Raw genomic sequence first — 15,821 nt, 5'->3', positions numbered from 1 at the left:
GGGCGTCCCTACAGTCCGGCGGCGAAGTCGAGCAGCGCGGCGGTCACGTCGTCGGCGCATTCCTGGTGGGCGTAGTGCCCGGCGTCGTCGATCATGAGCAGTTTCCGGCCCGGAGCGTGGCGGACGCACCGGCGCACGGTCGCCGGCAGCACGTACGGGTCCAGCGTGCCGTGCAGTTGCAGGACCGGCAGGGTCAGCGTCTTGTCCATTGCGGCCATGAACCGGCGTCCGTCCGGCCGCCATTGGCTGCGGAACGCCCAGCGCTGGTACTCGAGCGTGCAGTGCGCGGTGCCGGGAATCCGGATGGCCGACCGCATCCGCTCCGCGACCTCCCGGAATTCGTCCGACTGCTGCCACCGCGCGCCGGAACGGGCCTGCAGCAGTCGTTCGATCTCCCACCCGTCGTCGCGCACGAGCTTGCGTTCGGGCCGCCACGGCACCTGGTAGGCGAGGAACGTGGGCAGCAGCGCCGACCGCTGCGCGCGGTCGTGCAGCGCCGCGTCCCGCAGCGAGATCGGGTGCGGCGAGTCCACGAGGGCGATCGCCCGGACGAGCCGCGGGTGCAGCACGGCCGTCGCCCAGCACACCAGCCCGCCGTCGGCGTGTCCGATCAGCGTCGCCTCGGAGCAGCCGAGGGCGCGGATGAGGCCGGCGACGTCGCCCGACAGGGTCCAGCCGTCGTAGCCGCGCGGCGGCTTGTCGGAGTCACCGTAGCCGCGCAGGTCCACGGCGACGGCGCGGTATCCGGCGTCCGCGAAGGCGGTGAGCTGGTGGCGCCACGACCACCACAGGTCGGCGAACCCGTGCAGGAACAGCGCCAGCGGCGCGTCGGGGCCGGACGGGCCGGCCTCGACGGCGTGCAGGCGGATGCCGTTGGCGTGGATGTCGCGGTGCGTCCACGGCCCGGGGTACCGGACCGTGGACGGATCGGGGAGGGACACGGTGCCCTGCATGTGGAGGGTCAGCGCGCGTGCCGGGGGCCCGGTGCCGGCTCCGCGTCGTGCTGCTGCGGCAGGACGGTACGGGCCTGCCTGAGCGAGTCGATGGTCTTCTCCGGGGCGCGCAGCTTGCGCACCCGCAGGTAGCCGATCAGGGCGAAGATCGCCGTGACCACGACCATGATGAGGAAGACGATCAGGAACGCCAGCCAGCGGGGCGTCCAGATGTCGATCAGTTCGGCGAGGAAGAAGAAGAAGAAGAACGAGCTGAACACCAGGACCGCGAAGGCCAGGATGAAGAACAGGCTGCCCTGCAGGCCCTTCTTCACCTCCCCGGTGACCTCGGCCTTGGCGAGTTCGACCTCGGCGCGGAACAGCGTCGAGACCTGTGCCGTGGCATCGCGGACCAGGTCTCCGATGCTCGCTTCCTGAGGAGTGCGGGCGCGCACCTCGGTCAGCGGAATGGACGAGATGCTCGTCGGTACCCCGTCACCCTGCTTCCGGTTCCCGTTCGTCACGCTCAATTGTCGACCCCTCCAGTTGGTTCGTATTGACTACGGTGGGCTCGCCCACGCCGTAACAGTAGCGTCGATCCCAGCACCGAGGCGATCAGTGACGTGACGAGGACGGACGCCTTCGCGATCTCCGCGGGCGCCCCGCCGTCGATACCGGCGAGCGAGAGGTCGGCGATGAGCAGGCTCACGGTGAATCCGATGCCTCCGAGCACGGCGAGTGCCAGCAGGTCCTGCCACGCCAGCCCGGTCGGCCTGGTGGCCACGCCCACGCGGATCGCGAGCCAGGACGCGCCGAAGATGCCGACGGTCTTGCCGATCAGCAGGCCCAGCAGGACGGACAGGCCCACCGGGCTGGTGAACACGTCACCGAGGACCTCACCGTTTATGGGGACGCCGGAGGCGAACAGCGCGAACAGGGGCACACACAGGCCGGCGGACCAGGGCTGGATGTCGTGGGCGAGCCGTTCGGCCGGTGCCTGCCGCTCGCCCGGGTCGGTGCGGACGCGGGTGAGCAGGCCCAGTACGACGCCCGCGATGGTGGCGTGGATGCCGGCCTCGTGCATGCCGTACCAGGTGAGCAGCGCCAGTGGGACATACAGCCACGAGGTCGTGATCCGCTTGTGCTGGGCGTACCAGTAGGCGGCAGCGCACGCGACGGTCCCGAGCAGCCACAGTGCCGCGATGGACGTGGTGAACAGGACGGCGATCAATGCGATTCCGATGAGGTCGTCGACGACGGCGAGGCTGAGCAGGAAGACGCGCGCGCCGGTGGGGATGCGGGAACCGGTAAGGGCGAGGACTCCGAGTGCGAAAGCGATGTCGGTGGCGACGGGGATCGCCCAGCCGCGGTCCATGCCCGGGCTGCCCCACCCGACCGCGGCGGCGATGAGCGCCGGGAGCAGCACGCCGCCGCACGCGGCGATGACCGGCAGCAGGGCTCTCTTACGGTCCGCCAGTTCACCGACGACCAGCTCGCGTTTGAGCTCGAGTCCGGCGACGAAGAAGAACACGGCGAGCAGGCCGTCCTGCGCCCAGGTGCCGACGGTGAGGTTCAGGTGCAGTGATTCCGGCCCGAGGGGGAAGTCGCGCAGCGCCTCGTAGGCGTGTCCGAGCGGGGAATTGACCCACAGCACGGCCACGGCGGCGGCGACCAGGAGGATCGCGCCACCGACGGTCTCGGTACGCAGGTACCGGGTGAGTTCCGAGCGCAGTGGCTGGTTCACGAAGGCCTTTCGATTCGCGAATTCGGGGTACGCGGGGAGCGCCGCCGAACGGACGTCCCGGCGTATCCCGGCACGAATCGTAGCCGTCGCAGACCCCGGACGACCGATGTCCGATTTGATTCGCTCGGGAAAGGAAGTGTTCACTTTCCTAGCAACTGGGATCGATTCCCATCATGTGATTCTCTGGAGCTGGTTTCGTGAGCACTTCCCTCGACAACACCGCCGGCCGGGACGGATCGCTGGTCGCGGGAGTACCGCGCAGCCGCATCATCGTCGCGAGCACCGTCGGCACCTCGATCGAGTTCTACGACTTCTACATCTATGCGACCGCCGCCGTGTCGGTGTTCCCGCACCTGTTCTTCCCGAAGGGCAACGGCACCACCGCCCTGCTCGCCTCGCTCGCGACGTTCGGTCTCGCGTTCGTCGCCCGGCCGGTCGGCTCGATCCTGTTCGGCCACTTCGGGGACCGCATCGGCCGCAAGGCCACCCTCGTCGGCTCGCTGCTGACGATGGGCATCGCGACGTTCCTCATCGGAATCCTGCCGACGTACCACCAGGTGGGACTGCTGGCCCCCGCACTGCTCGCACTGATGCGCTTCTGCCAGGGCCTCGGCCTCGGCGGCGAATGGAGCGGCGCGGCGCTGCTGGCCACCGAGACCGCCGAGAAGGGCAAGCGGGCCTGGGCCGCCATGTGGCCCCAGTTGGGCGCGCCGATCGGATTCTTCCTGGCCAACGGCCTGTTCCTGATCATCACGCTGTTCCTGAACCACGACAACGCCGACCCCGACCTGGGCAGCGCGTTCCTGACGTGGGGCTGGCGGATCCCGTTCCTGCTCAGCGCCGTGATGGTGATCATCGGCCTCTACGTGCGGCTCAAGCTGGAGGAGACCCCGGTGTTCGCCCAGGCCGTCGCCGAGGGCAAGAAGGTCAAGACGCCACTGGCCGAGGTGTTCAGGACGAGCTGGCGTCAGCTGATCATCGGCACGTTCGTGATGCTCGCGACGTACACCCTCTTCTACATCATGACGACCTGGGTGCTCAGCCACGGCACCGGCAAGACCCCCGCCCAGGGCGGCACCGGCGCCGGCTTCCAGTACTCGGACTTCCTGGTGCTCCAACTCGTCGCCGTGCTGTTCTTCGCGGCCGCGATCCCGGTGTCCGGTCGTCTCGCCGATCGCCACGGCCGCCGCATCACGCTGCTGGTCATCACCGGAACCATCATGGTGTTCGGCCTGACCTTCGGGATCCTGCTCGCCCCGGAGGGCATGAGCGAACCGCGCATGCTCCTGTTCCTGATCATCGGCATGATCCTCATGGGCTTCACCTTCGGCCCCATGAGCGCGGTGCTGCCCGAACTGTTCCCGACCAACGTGCGCTACACCGGTTCGGGCATCGCCTACAACGTCTCGAGCATCCTCGGCGCGGCCGTCGCCCCGTTCATCGCGACGTGGCTCGCCACCACCTACGGCGTCGGCTGGGTGGGTGTGTACCTGCTGGTGGCCGCCGCGCTGACCTTCGTCGCGCTGCTCGTGATGCACGAGACCAAGGACCGCCACCTCGAGGAGGTGTAGGGCCGCTTCGCGACCGGTGCGTCCTTCGGGCGGCTACGACAACCCGAAGGACGCACCGGCAGCTCCGCTGCCTACTTGCCCTGGGCGCGGATCGCCTCGAAGACCTTCGGGTCGACCAGGGTGGAGGTGTCGCCGAGCTCGCGGCCCTCGGCGACGTCGCGCAGCAGGCGGCGCATGATCTTGCCGGAGCGGGTCTTGGGCAGTTCCGGCACGATCGAGATCTGCCGGGGCTTGGCGATCGGGGAGATCTCGGTGGAGACCTGGTTGCGCAGCTCGGTGATGAGCTGATCGCCGGTGTTGGTCACGCCCTCGCGCAGGATGACGAACGCGACGATGCCCTGGCCGGTGGTCTCGTCGGCGGCACCGACGACGGCGGCCTCGGCGACGGCCGGGTGCCCGACGAGCGCGGATTCGACCTCCGAGGTCGAGATCCGGTGTCCGGAGACGTTCATGACGTCGTCGACGCGGCCGAGGACCCACAGGGCCCCGTCCTCGTCGTAGCGGGCGCCGTCGCCGGCGAAGTACCACCCCTCCTCGGCGTACCGGGACCAGTAGGTGTCCTTGTAGCGGTCCATGTCGCCCCAGATGCCGCGCAGCATCGACGGCCACGGCTGATCGAGCACCAGGTAGCCGTTGCCGCCGGCCCCCAGCGGCACGGCGTTGTCGTCGACGATCTTGGCGGAGATGCCGGGCAACGGCGCCATCGCCGAGCCCGGCTTGGTGGCGGTGATCCCCGGCAGCGGGGAGATCATGATCGCGCCGGTCTCGGTCTGCCACCAGGTGTCGACGATCGGGGCCTGGCCGGCGCCGATGACCTCCCGGAACCAGCGCCACGCCTCGGGGTTGATCGGCTCGCCGACCGAGCCCAGCAGCCGGATCGAGGACAGGTCGTGCGCGTCGGGGATGTCCCGGCCCCACTTCATGAAGGTGCGGATCAGGGTCGGGGCGGTGTAGTAGATGCTCACCCCGTACTTTTCGATGATCTCGAAGTGCCGGTGCTCGTTCGGCGAGTTCGGGGTGCCCTCGTAGACGACCTGGGTCGCGCCGTTGCTCAGCGGCCCGTACACGATGTAGCTGTGCCCGGTGACCCAGCCGATGTCGGCGGTGCACCAGTACACGTCGCGGCCGGGCTTGTGGTCGAACACGTAGTGGTGGGTGTAGGAGGCCTGCGTCAGGTAGCCCCCGGAGGTGTGGATGATGCCCTTGGGCTTACCGGTGGTGCCCGAGGTGTAGAGGATGAACAGCGGGTGCTCGGCGTCGAACGGCTGCGCCTCGTGCTCGGCGGAGGCCTTGTCGACCGTCTCGTGCCACCACAGATCGCGTCCCTCGGTCCAGTCGACGTCGATGCCGGTGCGCTTGACCACCAGCACGTGCTGCACCGACGCCGCATCGGCGACAGCTTCGTCGGCGGCCGGCTTGAGCGGGGCGGCCTGACCGCGGCGCCACTGCCCGTCGACGGTGACGACGAGTTTGGCCTGCGCGTCGTCGATGCGCGAGCGCAGCGCGTGCGAGGAGAACCCGGCGAAGACCACCGAGTGGGTCAGGCCGAGGCGGGCGCAAGCCAGCATCGCCACGATCGCCTCGGGGATCATCGGCATGTAGATCGCGACCCGGTCGCCGGCGACCAGGCCCAGGTCGGTGAAGGTGTTCGCCGCCTTGCACACCTCGGCGAGCAGATCGTTGTAGGTCAGCGCGCGCGAATCGCCGGGCTCGCCCTCGAAGTGGATGGCGACGCGGTCGCCGTTGCCGGCGAGGACATGCCGGTCGACGCAGTTGTAGGCGACGTTGAGCTGCCCGCCGACGAACCACTTCGCCACCGGCGCGTCGGACCAGTCCAGCACCTCGGACCACTCGGTGGCCCAGTCCAGCCGCTGCGCCTGCGTCGCCCAGAATCCGAGCCGGTCGGCGTCTGCGGCGGCCTGCAACTCGGGACCGGCGTTGGCGGTGGCGACGAACTCGGGGCTCGGTGGGTACACCTGCTGTTCGTGGTCCTGCGCTGCGCTCGTCATGGTTGCGGGGCCTCTTTCCGGTCGGTCCAAACAGTTCGGGCACCTGTGAGGGTAGTCACCTGTGACCGACATCGCACCGTTGCATCCGGCTGCAACCTGGTCACTTTCGACGATCGGTCGGTCCCGCGCGACGGGCGGTCGGCCTCCGCGGCCAGTGGAACCGCGGGCGCGGGTGGTCGGCAACGGCCGGTACCGTCGGATGCCGTGACCGACCCCTTGCAGCCCCTGCTCGACCTGCCCGGAGTGCGCGATGCCGCGGACCGGGCGCGCGATGCCCTCGCCGAGGTGCACCGGCACAGGACCAACCGGCGCGGCTGGCCGAACACCGCCGCCGAGGCGTCGGTTCGGGCGGCCCGGGCCTCCGCCGCGCTCGATGGCGGATCGATGGAGCTGCCGCCGCCGGGGGAGGCGGGTGATCCGATCCTGGCCGGTGCGCTGCGGGTGGCGCAGGCGCTCGACGGCGACGGCCTGGCCGTCATGGTGTCCACCTGGCAGCGCGCGCCCCTGCAGGCCCTTGCGCGCCTGCACCTGCTCGCGGCGGCCGACCTCGTCGACGAGTCGGAGGCGCTGGGCCGGCCTCGCACGGAACCGGGCGTGGGGGAGCGGCTCGACGCGCTCGCCCAGTTGGTGACCGGAGGCACCCGGGCGCCGGCGCCGGTGCTGGCCGCGGTGGTGCACGGCGAGCTGGCGGTGCTGCGCCCGTTCGGTGTCGCCGACGGCGTGATCGCCCGGGCGGCGTCCCGCCTCGTGTCGGTCGCGAGCGGGCTGGACGTGCACAATCTCGGTGTTCCCGAGGTGAGCTGGATGCGTCGCGCCCAGGTCTACCGCGACGGGCTCGCGGGCTTCGAGTCGGGCACCGCGGAGGGCGTCGGGGGTTGGATCGTCTTCTGCTGCGGCGGGCTGGAAGCGGGCGCGCGCGAGGCGACATCGATCGCGGACGCCTTCGCCGGAGGATGATCCGGAGCGTGAATCGTCAAGCGTGTCACCGATTTTCATGCAGGTGACCACATGTAAGCGGGCGACGTCGCCGAATGACTTCGGTGGCGTCGCCCGCCGGCACGGACTGCCGAGTTACCAAGCGTGCTGCATGGGTTGTGTGTCACTGGCCTCGGCGAGGGTTCGGATATCGCTGGTTCGTCCTCGCAACGGGTGCGGGGTGTTCGCCTTCGAAGACCCGAATCTCGCAAGCCCACAACACTTTTGCCCTTATAGTGGCATCGGCTCCGCGTGGGTGCTCGGTGTCCGTGCTGGGAATTCCGGTCGGGAGATCGAACCTTCTCTTCCGATTCGCTCTTGGCCTTCCGTCCTTCCGTAACTCCTTTCTACTCCCGGTCTCCGAGGGGGGCAAGTCCCATTTTCGGGACCGTCACCCGCGCGCCGCGAACCCCGGCCGGTGCCGCCGGCGCAGCGCGAGGTACGTCGCCGCGCCCGCCGCCACCGCGCCCGCCGTGATCGCGGCCGTCGCGGCGACGGCGGCCGGCGGCGTCGCGGTGAGACGATGCAGGAGCGGCACAGGACGCGTGAAAGTAAGTATCGGCCAACCATTTTCGAGGGATTCTCGACGCAGCACCCGATCCGGGTTCACCGCGCGCGGATGGCCCACGGCCCGCAGCATCGGAATGTCCGTCGACGAGTCGGAGTACGCGTAGCAACGTGCGAGATCGTAACCGTACTGCAGCGCCAGTGCCTGTATCGCCTCCGCCTTGGCCTCGCCGTAGCAGTAGAACTCCAGCTCTCCGGCGTAGCGGCCCTCCTCGATCCGCATCCGGCTGGCGGTGCTGTGCGTCGCCCCCAGTGCCGCCGCGATGGGAGTGACCACCTCCTCCCCGGACGCGGACACGATGATCACGTCGTGCCCGCGGAGCTTGTGGTCCGCGATGAGATCGGCGGCCTCGGCGAAGACCAGAGGATCCACGATATCGTGCAGCGTCTCGGCGACGATCGACTTGATCTGCTCGACATCCCAGCCCGTGCACATCGCCGCGATGTGGGCCCGCATGCGCTCCACCTGATCGTGGTCGGCCCCGGACAGCATGAACAGGAACTGGGCATAGCTGCTCTTCAGCACCGCCCGCCGGTTGAGGAGTCCCTGGGCGAAGAACGGCTTGCTGAAGGCGAGTGCGCTGGACTTCGCGATGACGGTCTTGTCGAGGTCGAAGAAGGCGGCGATTCGGCCGGACTGGGTCGGGGCCACGGTCGCGTCGGTCACGGCACCACAATAGGTGTGACTGCTCCTTCCCGGTACGCCCTGCGCTCCGGCCGGTCGTCCGGCCCCTCCACCTGCGCAAAACCCGCGACGGTCGAACGTGCACACTGCGTGAAATGCGCGACGGTTGAACTTGCAAATATCGGGTCGGGGCGTAGTATCGACGACACCTGGACATAGTCCAGGGGGTGTTCAGCCCGACCCCCCGGGGCTGAACATGACGACCCTCGCCTCCTCCCCCCCTGGCGAGGGTCGTCCTCTGTTCCGGGACCTTTCGGAGCCCGGCGCGTTCATCCACAGGCAGCGCGTTCATCCACAGATTCGCCGGTTCCCCCGGCAGCTGCTTCCGGGGCGCCCGGCCACCGCGCAAGCTGGGCGCCATGACCGATGTCCTGGCCCTCGTCGACGATCCCGCGCTGATGGCGAGCCTGCGTCGCGTGGCGGCCGCCTCCGACCGCACGGTCGGTGAGACGGTGACGACACCGTCGCGCAGAACCTGGCTCGACGCCGGACTCGTCGTGATCGACCGCACCGCGGCCCTGGCATGCGCGCAGCAGCTCCCCCGGCGGGGCGGAATCGTCCTGGTCACCGCCGGCGGCGCCGACCTCCCCGATTGGCAGGCGGCCACCGCGGTCGGCGCCGAACACGTGGTGGGGCTGCCCGACGACGAGGTCGAACTGCTCACCGTGCTCGGCACGGCCGCCGAGCCCGACGCGGGCGGCGGCCACGTCGTCGCTGTCCTCGGCGGCTGCGGCGGCGCCGGCGCGTCCACGTTCGCAGCCGCCCTGGCATGGACGGTCGCCGCCTTCCGGCGCAGTGCGGGAGCCCTCCTCGTCGACGGCGACCCCCTGGGCGGGGGACTGGACGTCCTCACCGGAATCGAGGACCGGCCGGGTGTCCGCTGGCCCGGTCTCACCGTCGATCGTGGCCGTCTCTCCGCCCGGACCCTGCGCGATGCGGTGCCCGAATGGCTGCCGGGACTCGGCGTGCTGTCCGCAGATCGCGAGTCCGCCGCAGAGCCGGCGCCCGCCGCGGTCACCGCCGTGCTCGACACCGTCCGCCGCTCCGGCGACCTGGTGGTGTGCGACGTGCCCCGCAGCCGCGGGCCCGCCGCCGAGGCGATGGTGGCCGCCGCCGACCTGACCGTGCTGGTGGTGCCCGCCCGCGTCCGCGCCGCCCTCGCCGCGGGGCGGGTCGCCGGCTGGGTCGCCGAACAGAACACCAATCAGGGCATCGTCGTGCGCGGCCCGGCCCCCGGCGGGTTGCGCGGCCGGGACGTTGCCGACGTGGTGGGGCTGCCGCTGATCACCACGATGCGCGCGCAGCCCGGGCTCGCCGCGGCGCTCGAACGCGGCGGACTGCGGCTCGGACGGCGCTCTCCACTCGTCCACGCCGCCGAGTCCGTCCTCGACGTGCTGACCGGACCCGAACCGGGCTCGCGGTGGGCGGCATGAGCGCCGTCCTCACCGCCGAGCTGCTCGACCGGGTCCGCGAACGGCTCGCGACCGAGGCCGGCGAACCCACGCCGGACCGCGTCGCCGCCGCGCTGCGTGCGGAGTCCGGCGGGGTTCTCGGCGACTTCGACCTGCTCACGGCCCTGCGGCACCTGCAGACCGAGCTCTCCGGCGCCGGCCCGCTCGAAGCGCTGCTCGCCGAGCCCGGCGTCACCGACGTCCTCGTCACCGCCCCGGACCGGGTCTGGGTCGACCGCGGCGCCGGGCTGCGGCTCGCTCCCGTCGCCTTCCCCGACGAGGCGTCGGTGCGGCGACTCGCCCAGCGCCTCGCGCTGTTCGCCGGACGGCGCCTCGACGACGCGCAGCCGTGGGTCGACGGCCGGCTGCCAGGGCACGGCGATTTCGGGGTGCGCCTGCACGCCGTCCTCGCACCCGTCGCGCAGGGCGGCACCTGCCTGTCGCTGCGCGTGCTGCGGCCCGCCACCCAGGGGCTCGACGCGCTGCGTGATCGCGGCGCCGTCGATCCGCACGCCTATCGGCTGCTGCGACGGATCGTCGCCGCCCGGCTCGCCTTCCTCGTCGTCGGGGGCACCGGGGCAGGCAAGACCACCCTGCTCGCGGCACTGCTCGGCACGGTGGACCCGGGCGAGCGGATCGTGTGCGTCGAGGACGCCGCCGAGCTCGCTCCCGCACATCCCCACGTCGTGCGGCTCGTCGCCCGGGCCGCCAACGTCGAAGGCGTCGGTGAGGTCGCGGTGCGCGACCTCGTGCGGCAGGCGCTGCGGATGCGGCCCGACCGCATCGTCGTCGGCGAGGTGCGCGGCGCCGAGGTCGTCGATCTTCTGACGGCACTGAACACCGGTCACGACGGCGGCGCGGGCACGGTGCACGCCAACTCGCCGGACGAGGTGCCGGCGCGGCTCGAAGCGCTCGCCGCACTCGGCGGCCTGGACCGGGCCGCCCTGCACAGCCAGCTCGTCGCGGCGGTGCAGGTGGTTCTGCACGTGCACCGCACCCCCGACGGGACCCGCCGGCTGACGGAGATCGGTGTCGTGCAGCGGGACACCGTGTCGGGTGTCGTCGTCGCGCCCGCGTGGACCCACGAGCGCGGCACGGAGGCCGGCATGGACCGACTCGAAGAGCTCTTCCGCCGACGGGAACCGCGGTGACCGCGGCGGCCCTGTGCCTGGCCGCGGCCGTGCTGGTGGCGCCGGGTGCGGTCGCCACGCCGCGGCTGCGGGCACTGCGCACGACGGTCGCCGCCGGACGGTCGTGGCGGCCGCCGCAGGAGGTGACGGTCGGGCTGTGCGTCCTCCCGGCGCTGCTGCTCGGCGTCGCGCCCGCCGTCGCGGCGGCGGTCGTCGCCGGCACCGCCGTGCGACGGCTGCGGCGACGGCGCCGGGACCGCGCACTCGACGCCGAGCAGCGGACCCTGCTCGCCGGGCTCGAAACCGTTGTCGCCGAGCTCGAGGTGGGCACCCATCCGGCCGAGGCGTGCGCGACGGCGGCGCGGGAGACGACCGGGCCGACTGCCGACGCCTTCCGCGTCGCGGCGGCGCGGGTCCGGCTCGGCGGCAGCGCGGCCGACGGCCTGCGCGCCGCGGCCCGCGCGCCGGGACAGTCGGGGCTCGCCGCGTCGCTCGAGCGGCTCGCCGCGGCCTGGGAGGTGTCGGACCGGCACGGGCTGGCGCTGGCGCAACTCCTCACGGCCGCGCGCTCGGATCTGTCCGGCCGCATGCGGCTGCGCTCGCGCACCGAGGCGGGACTGGCGGGGGCCCGCGCGACGGCGACGGTGCTCGCGGCCCTTCCGGCGCTCGGTGTGGCGCTGGGGCAGATGATGGGGGCCGCGCCGGTGACGGTGCTGCTCGGCGACGGTCTCGGTGGTGTGTTGCTGGTGGTGGGCACCGTGCTGGCGTGCGCCGGGCTGCTGTGGACCGATCGGATCGCGACGCGGGTGGCATCGTGACGGCGTCGCTGGTGTGCCTTGCCGTGGCGCTCGTGATCCTGCCGGACCTGCAGGCGCGACGGTTGCAGGCCCTCGCCGCCGGGGCTGCGACGTCCGGCGGAGCGGCCGACTCCGGCGGTGCGCCGGACGACCCCCATGCCGTGCCCGCCGCGTTCGACCTGATGGCCGCCTGCCTGCGTGCCGGCCTGCCGACGGCGACGGCGGCCCGGGCGGTCGCCGACTCGGCGCCGCCGGCCCTCGCACGGGCCCTGCGTCGGGGCGCGGACCGGCTCGAGCTCGGGGCCGCCCCGACGGACGCGTGGAGCGGTCTCGGGGACGCGACCTCGGACGGCTCCGGCGCCGAGACGGAGGCGCTGGAGGCCTTCGCCCGCGCGGCGCGGCGATCGGCGCGGTCCGGTGCCCCGCTGTCGGGCATCGTCGCCGAGGTGGCGGAGCGGCAGCGCGAACAGGCGGAGGACCGGGCGGCTGCGGCCGTCGAGCGTGCCGGGGTCCTGGTCAGCGGCCCGCTCGGGCTGTGCTTCCTGCCGGCGTTCGTGTGCCTGGGCATCGTGCCCGTCGTGATCGGGCTCGCGGGACGCGTGCTCGGCGACGGGCTGTTGTGAGACGTAGGCGCGGACGGTCCGCGCCGAAGGAGGGGAGGAACCATGGTAGGCAACGTGATTCGGGCGGCGGCGCAGCGGCTGAGCGGTGCCGTCGCGGCGGAGGACGGCATGTCCACCGCGGAGTACGCGATCGGCACGATCGCCGCGGCGGCGTTCGGTGCCGTGCTGTACACGGTGGTCACCGGCGACAACATCGTCACCGCGCTCACCGGCATCGTCGAGCGCGCGCTGAACACGGCGGTGTGAGCGGGGACGACGGCGGGGTGACCGTCGAGGCGGCGATCGCCCTCACCACGCTGGTGAGTGTTCTCGTGCTGTGTCTCGGTGCGGTGCTGTGTGTTTCGAATCAGCTCCGGTGTCAGGACGCGGCGCGGGAGGCCGCCCGGCTCGCGGCTCGCGGCGACGGGGTGCGAGCGGTGGAGGTGGCGGCGCGGGTCGCTCCGGAGGGCGCACGGATCTCCGTGCGCCCCGACGGTGACCTCGTCGTGGCGACGGTGACGGCGGACGGTCCGCTGCTGCCGATGGTGACGCTCACGGCGGAGGCGGTATCCGTGCTCGAACCGGAAGTGGCGCAGTGACATTCGGGGACGACCGGGGTAGTGCGAGCGTGATGGGGTGTTTCGTCGCGGTCGCGCTGATCGTGGTCACCGGGCTGCTCGTGCAGACGGGTGCGGGGGTCGCGACGCGGCACCGGGCACAGGCGGCGGCCGACCTGGCGGCCCTGGCGGTGGCCGGTGCGCTCGATCGCGGATCGGACACCGCATGCTCGGAGGCGGACCGGATCGCGGCGCGGATGCGGGTGCAGGTGCGCTCGTGCACCGTCGACGGCTGGGACGCCGTCGTCGAGGTCGGGGCCGAGGTGTCGCTGCCGGCTGGGCGGCAGGCCCGGGCGATCGCGCGGGCGGGGCCGGCCGGGTGAGACGCGAGGTCAGGCGAGGGTGTCGAGCACCGCGCCCAGCAACGCGACCGCGCCGGCCTTGTCGAGCGGGTCGTTGCCGTTGCCGCACTTGGGGGAGTACACGCATGACGGGCAACCGGCGGCGCATTCGCAGGCCGTCACGGCCGCGCGGGTTGCACCGAGCCACTCGGCGATGCGCGCGTACCCGCGGTCGGCGAAACCGGCGCCCCCGGGATGCCCGTCGTAGACGAAGACGGTGGGCAGCCCGGTGTCCGGGTGCACCGCGGTGGACACGCCGCCGATGTCCCAGCGGTCGCACGTCGCCACGAGCGGCAGCAGGCCGATGGCGGCGTGCTCGGCGGCGTGCAGCGCGCCGGGTACCCGTTCCGGTCCGATCCCGCACCGGTCGAGCAGTTCGGGGGTGACGGTGTACATCACCGCGCGCGTCGGCAGGCACTGGGACGGCATGTCGAGTTCGGTGCTGTCGAGAACCTCGCCCGACGGCAGTCGCCGCAGGTAGGAGACCACCTGATGGGTCACCTCCACCTCGACGAGGGCCACGGTCACCGGACCGTGCGAGCGCTGCTCCGTCACGGCGGTCACGACGATGTCGGTGATCTCCCGCGCGGAGGTGGACCATTCGGGGTCCTCGGCGTGCACGAGCGCGATCCCGTCGTCGAGGTGCAACTCGTCGACGACGAACGACTCGCCGCGGTGCAGGTACACCGCTCCCGGATGCACGGTCGCCGGTGCGCGACCGCCGTCGACGGTGCCGAGCATCCGTCCGGTGTCCGACTCGACGATGGCGATCTGGGTGCCGATGCCGCCGCGGATGTCGATGTCGGAGTGGGGACGGGTGTCCGGGGTGACGAACCAGCCGTGCGGGCGCCGCCGGATCGCTCCCTGCGCGGCCAGGGCGGCGAGCACGTCGGCCGCACCGAACTCCTCGACCTCGGCGTCGGTGAGCGGCAGCTCGAGCGCGGCGCACAGCAGTTGCGGGCCGAGCACGTACGGATTGGTGGGATCGGTGACGGTCGCCTCGACGGGCTTGTCGAGCAGCGCCGCCGGATGGTGCACGAGGTAGGTGTCGAGCGGATCGTCGCGGGCGACGAGCACGACCAGCGATCCCGCACCGCGGCGCCCGGCTCGGCCGGCCTGCTGCCAGAACGACGCGACGGTGCCCGGGAATCCGGCGACGACGACGGCGTCCAGGCCGGCGATGTCCATGCCGAGTTCCAGGGCGTTGGTGCTGGCGGCACCGAGCAGCCGGCCGTCCGCCAGGGCCGCCTCGAGCTCGCGGCGCTCCTCGGCGAGGTAGCCGGCGCGGTAGGCGGCGACCCGATCGACGAGCTCGGGGGCGGCCTCGGCGAGCAGCCGCTGCGCACCGAGAGCGGTGAGTTCGGCACCGCGCCGGGACCGCACGAAGGCGAGGGTGCGGGCACCCTCGACGACGAGGTCGGCGAGGATGCGGGCGGCCTCGGTTCCGGCGGCGCGGCGCACGGGGGCACCGTTCTCGCCGGTCACCTGCTCGAGCAGCGGCGGCTCCCACAACGCGACGGTGCGAGGTCCGTGCGGGGAGCCGTCCTCGGTCACCTCCCGGCAGGGCGCGCCGACGAGCCGGGACGCCGCGGCGCCGGGGTCGGCGGTCGTGGCGGAGGCGAGGACGAAGACCGGCCGGGCGCCGTAGCGCGCGGCGATCCGCCGCAGCCGGCGCAGCACCAGGGCCACGTTGGAGCCGAAGACGCCGCGATAGGAGTGACACTCGTCGACCACCACGTAGCGCAGCCGGCGGAAGAACCGGGACCAGCGGGCGTGCCCGGGCAGCATCGACATGTGCAGCATGTCGGGGTTGGTGAAGATCCACCGTGAGTGGCTGCGCGCCCACTGCCGCAGTTCGGTGGAGGTGTCGCCGTCGTAGGCGCACGCGTGCACGTGACCGAGTTCGGGCTCGGCGGCGGTCACCTCGGTGACGGCGCGCAACTGGTCCGCGCAGAGCGCCTTCGTAGGGGAGAGGTACAGCGCGGTGGCGTGCGGGTCCTCGGCGAGTGCGGTGAGCACGGGCAGCTGGTAGGCGAGGGACTTGCCCGAGGCGGTGCCGGTGGAGACGACGACGTGCTCCCCGCCGGCGGCGAGGTCGGCGGCCTCTGTCTGGTGGCTCCACGGCCGGGGCACGCCGGTGGCGCGCAGAGCCCGGACGACGGCGTCGGACGCCCAGTCCGGCCAGTCGGTGTGGCGAACGTCGCGGGCGGGCAGGTCCGCGCTGTGGGTGAGGGGATGTTCCGAGGCCGGCGTGCCGGCAAGCACCCGTTCGAGCAGTTCGTGGCCGAAGCTCGACGGCCCGTCGCCGACGGGACGGCGGTGCGGCGAGCTGGTCACACTGGGTACTCCGGAGGATGCGGTCGGGATGGGTAACCAGCGTAGTAGGCCATCGCTCCCGGC

Annotated in this window: 15 protein-coding genes; 9 read left to right on the top strand and 6 right to left on the bottom strand. The window is 72.1% G+C overall.

Going from position 1 to position 15,821, the window contains the following annotated elements; all coding sequences use genetic code 11:
• Positions 1–8: 8 nt before the first annotated feature.
• Genes OCS65_RS26035 through nhaA form a run of 3 tightly spaced genes read right to left on the bottom strand, consistent with a single transcriptional unit; the run spans position 9 to position 2,676 of the window.
• The gene (locus OCS65_RS26035; protein ID WP_006945554.1) at positions 9–953 is read right to left on the bottom strand and encodes an alpha/beta fold hydrolase; all 945 of its coding nucleotides are present in this window, start codon (positions 951–953) and stop codon (positions 9–11) included.
• 8 nt (positions 954–961) lie between these two features.
• The gene (locus tag OCS65_RS26030; RefSeq protein ID WP_006945547.1) at positions 962–1,462 is read right to left on the bottom strand and encodes a phage holin family protein; all 501 of its coding nucleotides are present in this window, start codon (positions 1,460–1,462) and stop codon (positions 962–964) included.
• On the bottom strand, positions 1,459–2,676 hold the full coding sequence (gene nhaA / locus OCS65_RS26025; RefSeq protein WP_044476468.1) for a Na+/H+ antiporter NhaA: 1,218 nt from the start codon (positions 2,674–2,676) through the stop codon (positions 1,459–1,461). Before nhaA ends, OCS65_RS26030 begins: the two co-directional genes overlap by 4 nt.
• 197 nt (positions 2,677–2,873) lie before the next feature.
• Between nhaA and OCS65_RS26020 the strand changes: the two genes are divergently transcribed.
• Positions 2,874–4,247, top strand: coding sequence for an MFS transporter (locus OCS65_RS26020; protein ID WP_006945544.1), 1,374 nt, complete (start codon positions 2,874–2,876; stop codon positions 4,245–4,247).
• 71 nt (positions 4,248–4,318) lie between these two features.
• Here the strand turns inward: OCS65_RS26020 and acs are convergent, their stop codons facing one another.
• The gene (gene acs, locus OCS65_RS26015; RefSeq protein ID WP_029547218.1) at positions 4,319–6,256 is read right to left on the bottom strand and encodes an acetate--CoA ligase; all 1,938 of its coding nucleotides are present in this window, start codon (positions 6,254–6,256) and stop codon (positions 4,319–4,321) included.
• A gap of 204 nt (positions 6,257–6,460) precedes the next feature.
• On the opposite strand from acs, the gene OCS65_RS26010 reads away from it, so the two are divergent.
• Positions 6,461–7,213, top strand: coding sequence for a Fic family protein (locus OCS65_RS26010; RefSeq protein WP_185713948.1), 753 nt, complete (start codon positions 6,461–6,463; stop codon positions 7,211–7,213).
• A gap of 409 nt (positions 7,214–7,622) precedes the next feature.
• Here the strand turns inward: OCS65_RS26010 and OCS65_RS26005 are convergent, their stop codons facing one another.
• On the bottom strand, positions 7,623–8,465 hold the full coding sequence (locus tag OCS65_RS26005; protein WP_006941337.1) for an HAD-IB family hydrolase: 843 nt from the start codon (positions 8,463–8,465) through the stop codon (positions 7,623–7,625).
• A gap of 377 nt (positions 8,466–8,842) precedes the next feature.
• Here OCS65_RS26005 and ssd point away from each other — a divergent pair, with 377 nt between their 5' ends.
• Genes ssd through OCS65_RS25970 form a run of 7 tightly spaced genes read left to right on the top strand, consistent with a single transcriptional unit; the run spans position 8,843 to position 13,403 of the window.
• Positions 8,843–9,916: a septum site-determining protein Ssd gene (ssd, locus tag OCS65_RS26000; RefSeq protein ID WP_006941338.1), complete on the top strand. Its 1,074-nt coding sequence runs from the start codon at positions 8,843–8,845 to the stop codon at positions 9,914–9,916.
• On the top strand, positions 9,913–11,085 hold the full coding sequence (locus tag OCS65_RS25995) for a TadA family conjugal transfer-associated ATPase (protein WP_050036261.1): 1,173 nt from the start codon (positions 9,913–9,915) through the stop codon (positions 11,083–11,085). The genes ssd and OCS65_RS25995 overlap by 4 nt, the downstream gene beginning before the upstream one ends.
• A complete protein-coding gene (locus OCS65_RS25990; RefSeq protein ID WP_006941346.1) occupies positions 11,082–11,882 on the top strand; it encodes a type II secretion system F family protein in 801 nt (266 codons plus the stop codon). Before OCS65_RS25995 ends, OCS65_RS25990 begins: the two co-directional genes overlap by 4 nt.
• On the top strand, positions 11,846–12,484 hold the full coding sequence (locus OCS65_RS25985) for a type II secretion system F family protein (RefSeq protein ID WP_050034520.1): 639 nt from the start codon (positions 11,846–11,848) through the stop codon (positions 12,482–12,484). The genes OCS65_RS25990 and OCS65_RS25985 overlap by 37 nt, the downstream gene beginning before the upstream one ends.
• Positions 12,485–12,526: 42 nt before the next feature.
• The gene (locus tag OCS65_RS25980) at positions 12,527–12,730 is read left to right on the top strand and encodes a DUF4244 domain-containing protein (RefSeq protein WP_006941350.1); all 204 of its coding nucleotides are present in this window, start codon (positions 12,527–12,529) and stop codon (positions 12,728–12,730) included.
• A gap of 17 nt (positions 12,731–12,747) precedes the next feature.
• Positions 12,748–13,062 carry a TadE family type IV pilus minor pilin gene (locus OCS65_RS25975; protein ID WP_006941351.1) on the top strand — a complete coding sequence of 105 codons (315 nt, stop codon included), beginning with the start codon at positions 12,748–12,750 and terminating at the stop codon, positions 13,060–13,062.
• Positions 13,059–13,403 carry an Rv3654c family TadE-like protein gene (locus tag OCS65_RS25970; RefSeq protein ID WP_263508094.1) on the top strand — a complete coding sequence of 115 codons (345 nt, stop codon included), beginning with the start codon at positions 13,059–13,061 and terminating at the stop codon, positions 13,401–13,403. The genes OCS65_RS25975 and OCS65_RS25970 overlap by 4 nt, the downstream gene beginning before the upstream one ends.
• Before the next feature lie 9 nt (positions 13,404–13,412).
• On the opposite strand, the gene OCS65_RS25965 is transcribed toward OCS65_RS25970, so the two are convergent.
• Entirely contained in the window at positions 13,413–15,758 is a 2,346-nt protein-coding gene (locus tag OCS65_RS25965) for a DEAD/DEAH box helicase (protein ID WP_263508092.1), read from the bottom strand.
• Positions 15,759–15,821: the final 63 nt, after the last annotated feature.

Source organism: Rhodococcus aetherivorans, assembly GCF_025722975.1.
Lineage (GTDB): Bacteria > Actinomycetota > Actinomycetes > Mycobacteriales > Mycobacteriaceae > Rhodococcus > Rhodococcus aetherivorans.
Note: the sequence above shows the minus strand (reverse complement) of the source record. Positions and strands in the feature narration are given on the sequence as shown.

Bases quoted from the DNA above. Each gene is read 5' to 3' on its own strand.
- acs (WP_029547218.1), bottom strand. From the start codon at position 6,256: ATGACGAGCGCAGCGCAGGACCACGAACAGCAGGTGTACCCACCGAGC.
- OCS65_RS26035 (WP_006945554.1), bottom strand. From the start codon at position 953: ATGCAGGGCACCGTGTCCCTCCCCGATCCGTCCACGGTCCGGTACCCC.
- ssd (WP_006941338.1), top strand. From the start codon at position 8,843: ATGACCGATGTCCTGGCCCTCGTCGACGATCCCGCGCTGATGGCGAGC.
- OCS65_RS25995 (WP_050036261.1), top strand. From the start codon at position 9,913: ATGAGCGCCGTCCTCACCGCCGAGCTGCTCGACCGGGTCCGCGAACGG.
- OCS65_RS25980 (WP_006941350.1), top strand. From the start codon at position 12,527: ATGGTAGGCAACGTGATTCGGGCGGCGGCGCAGCGGCTGAGCGGTGCC.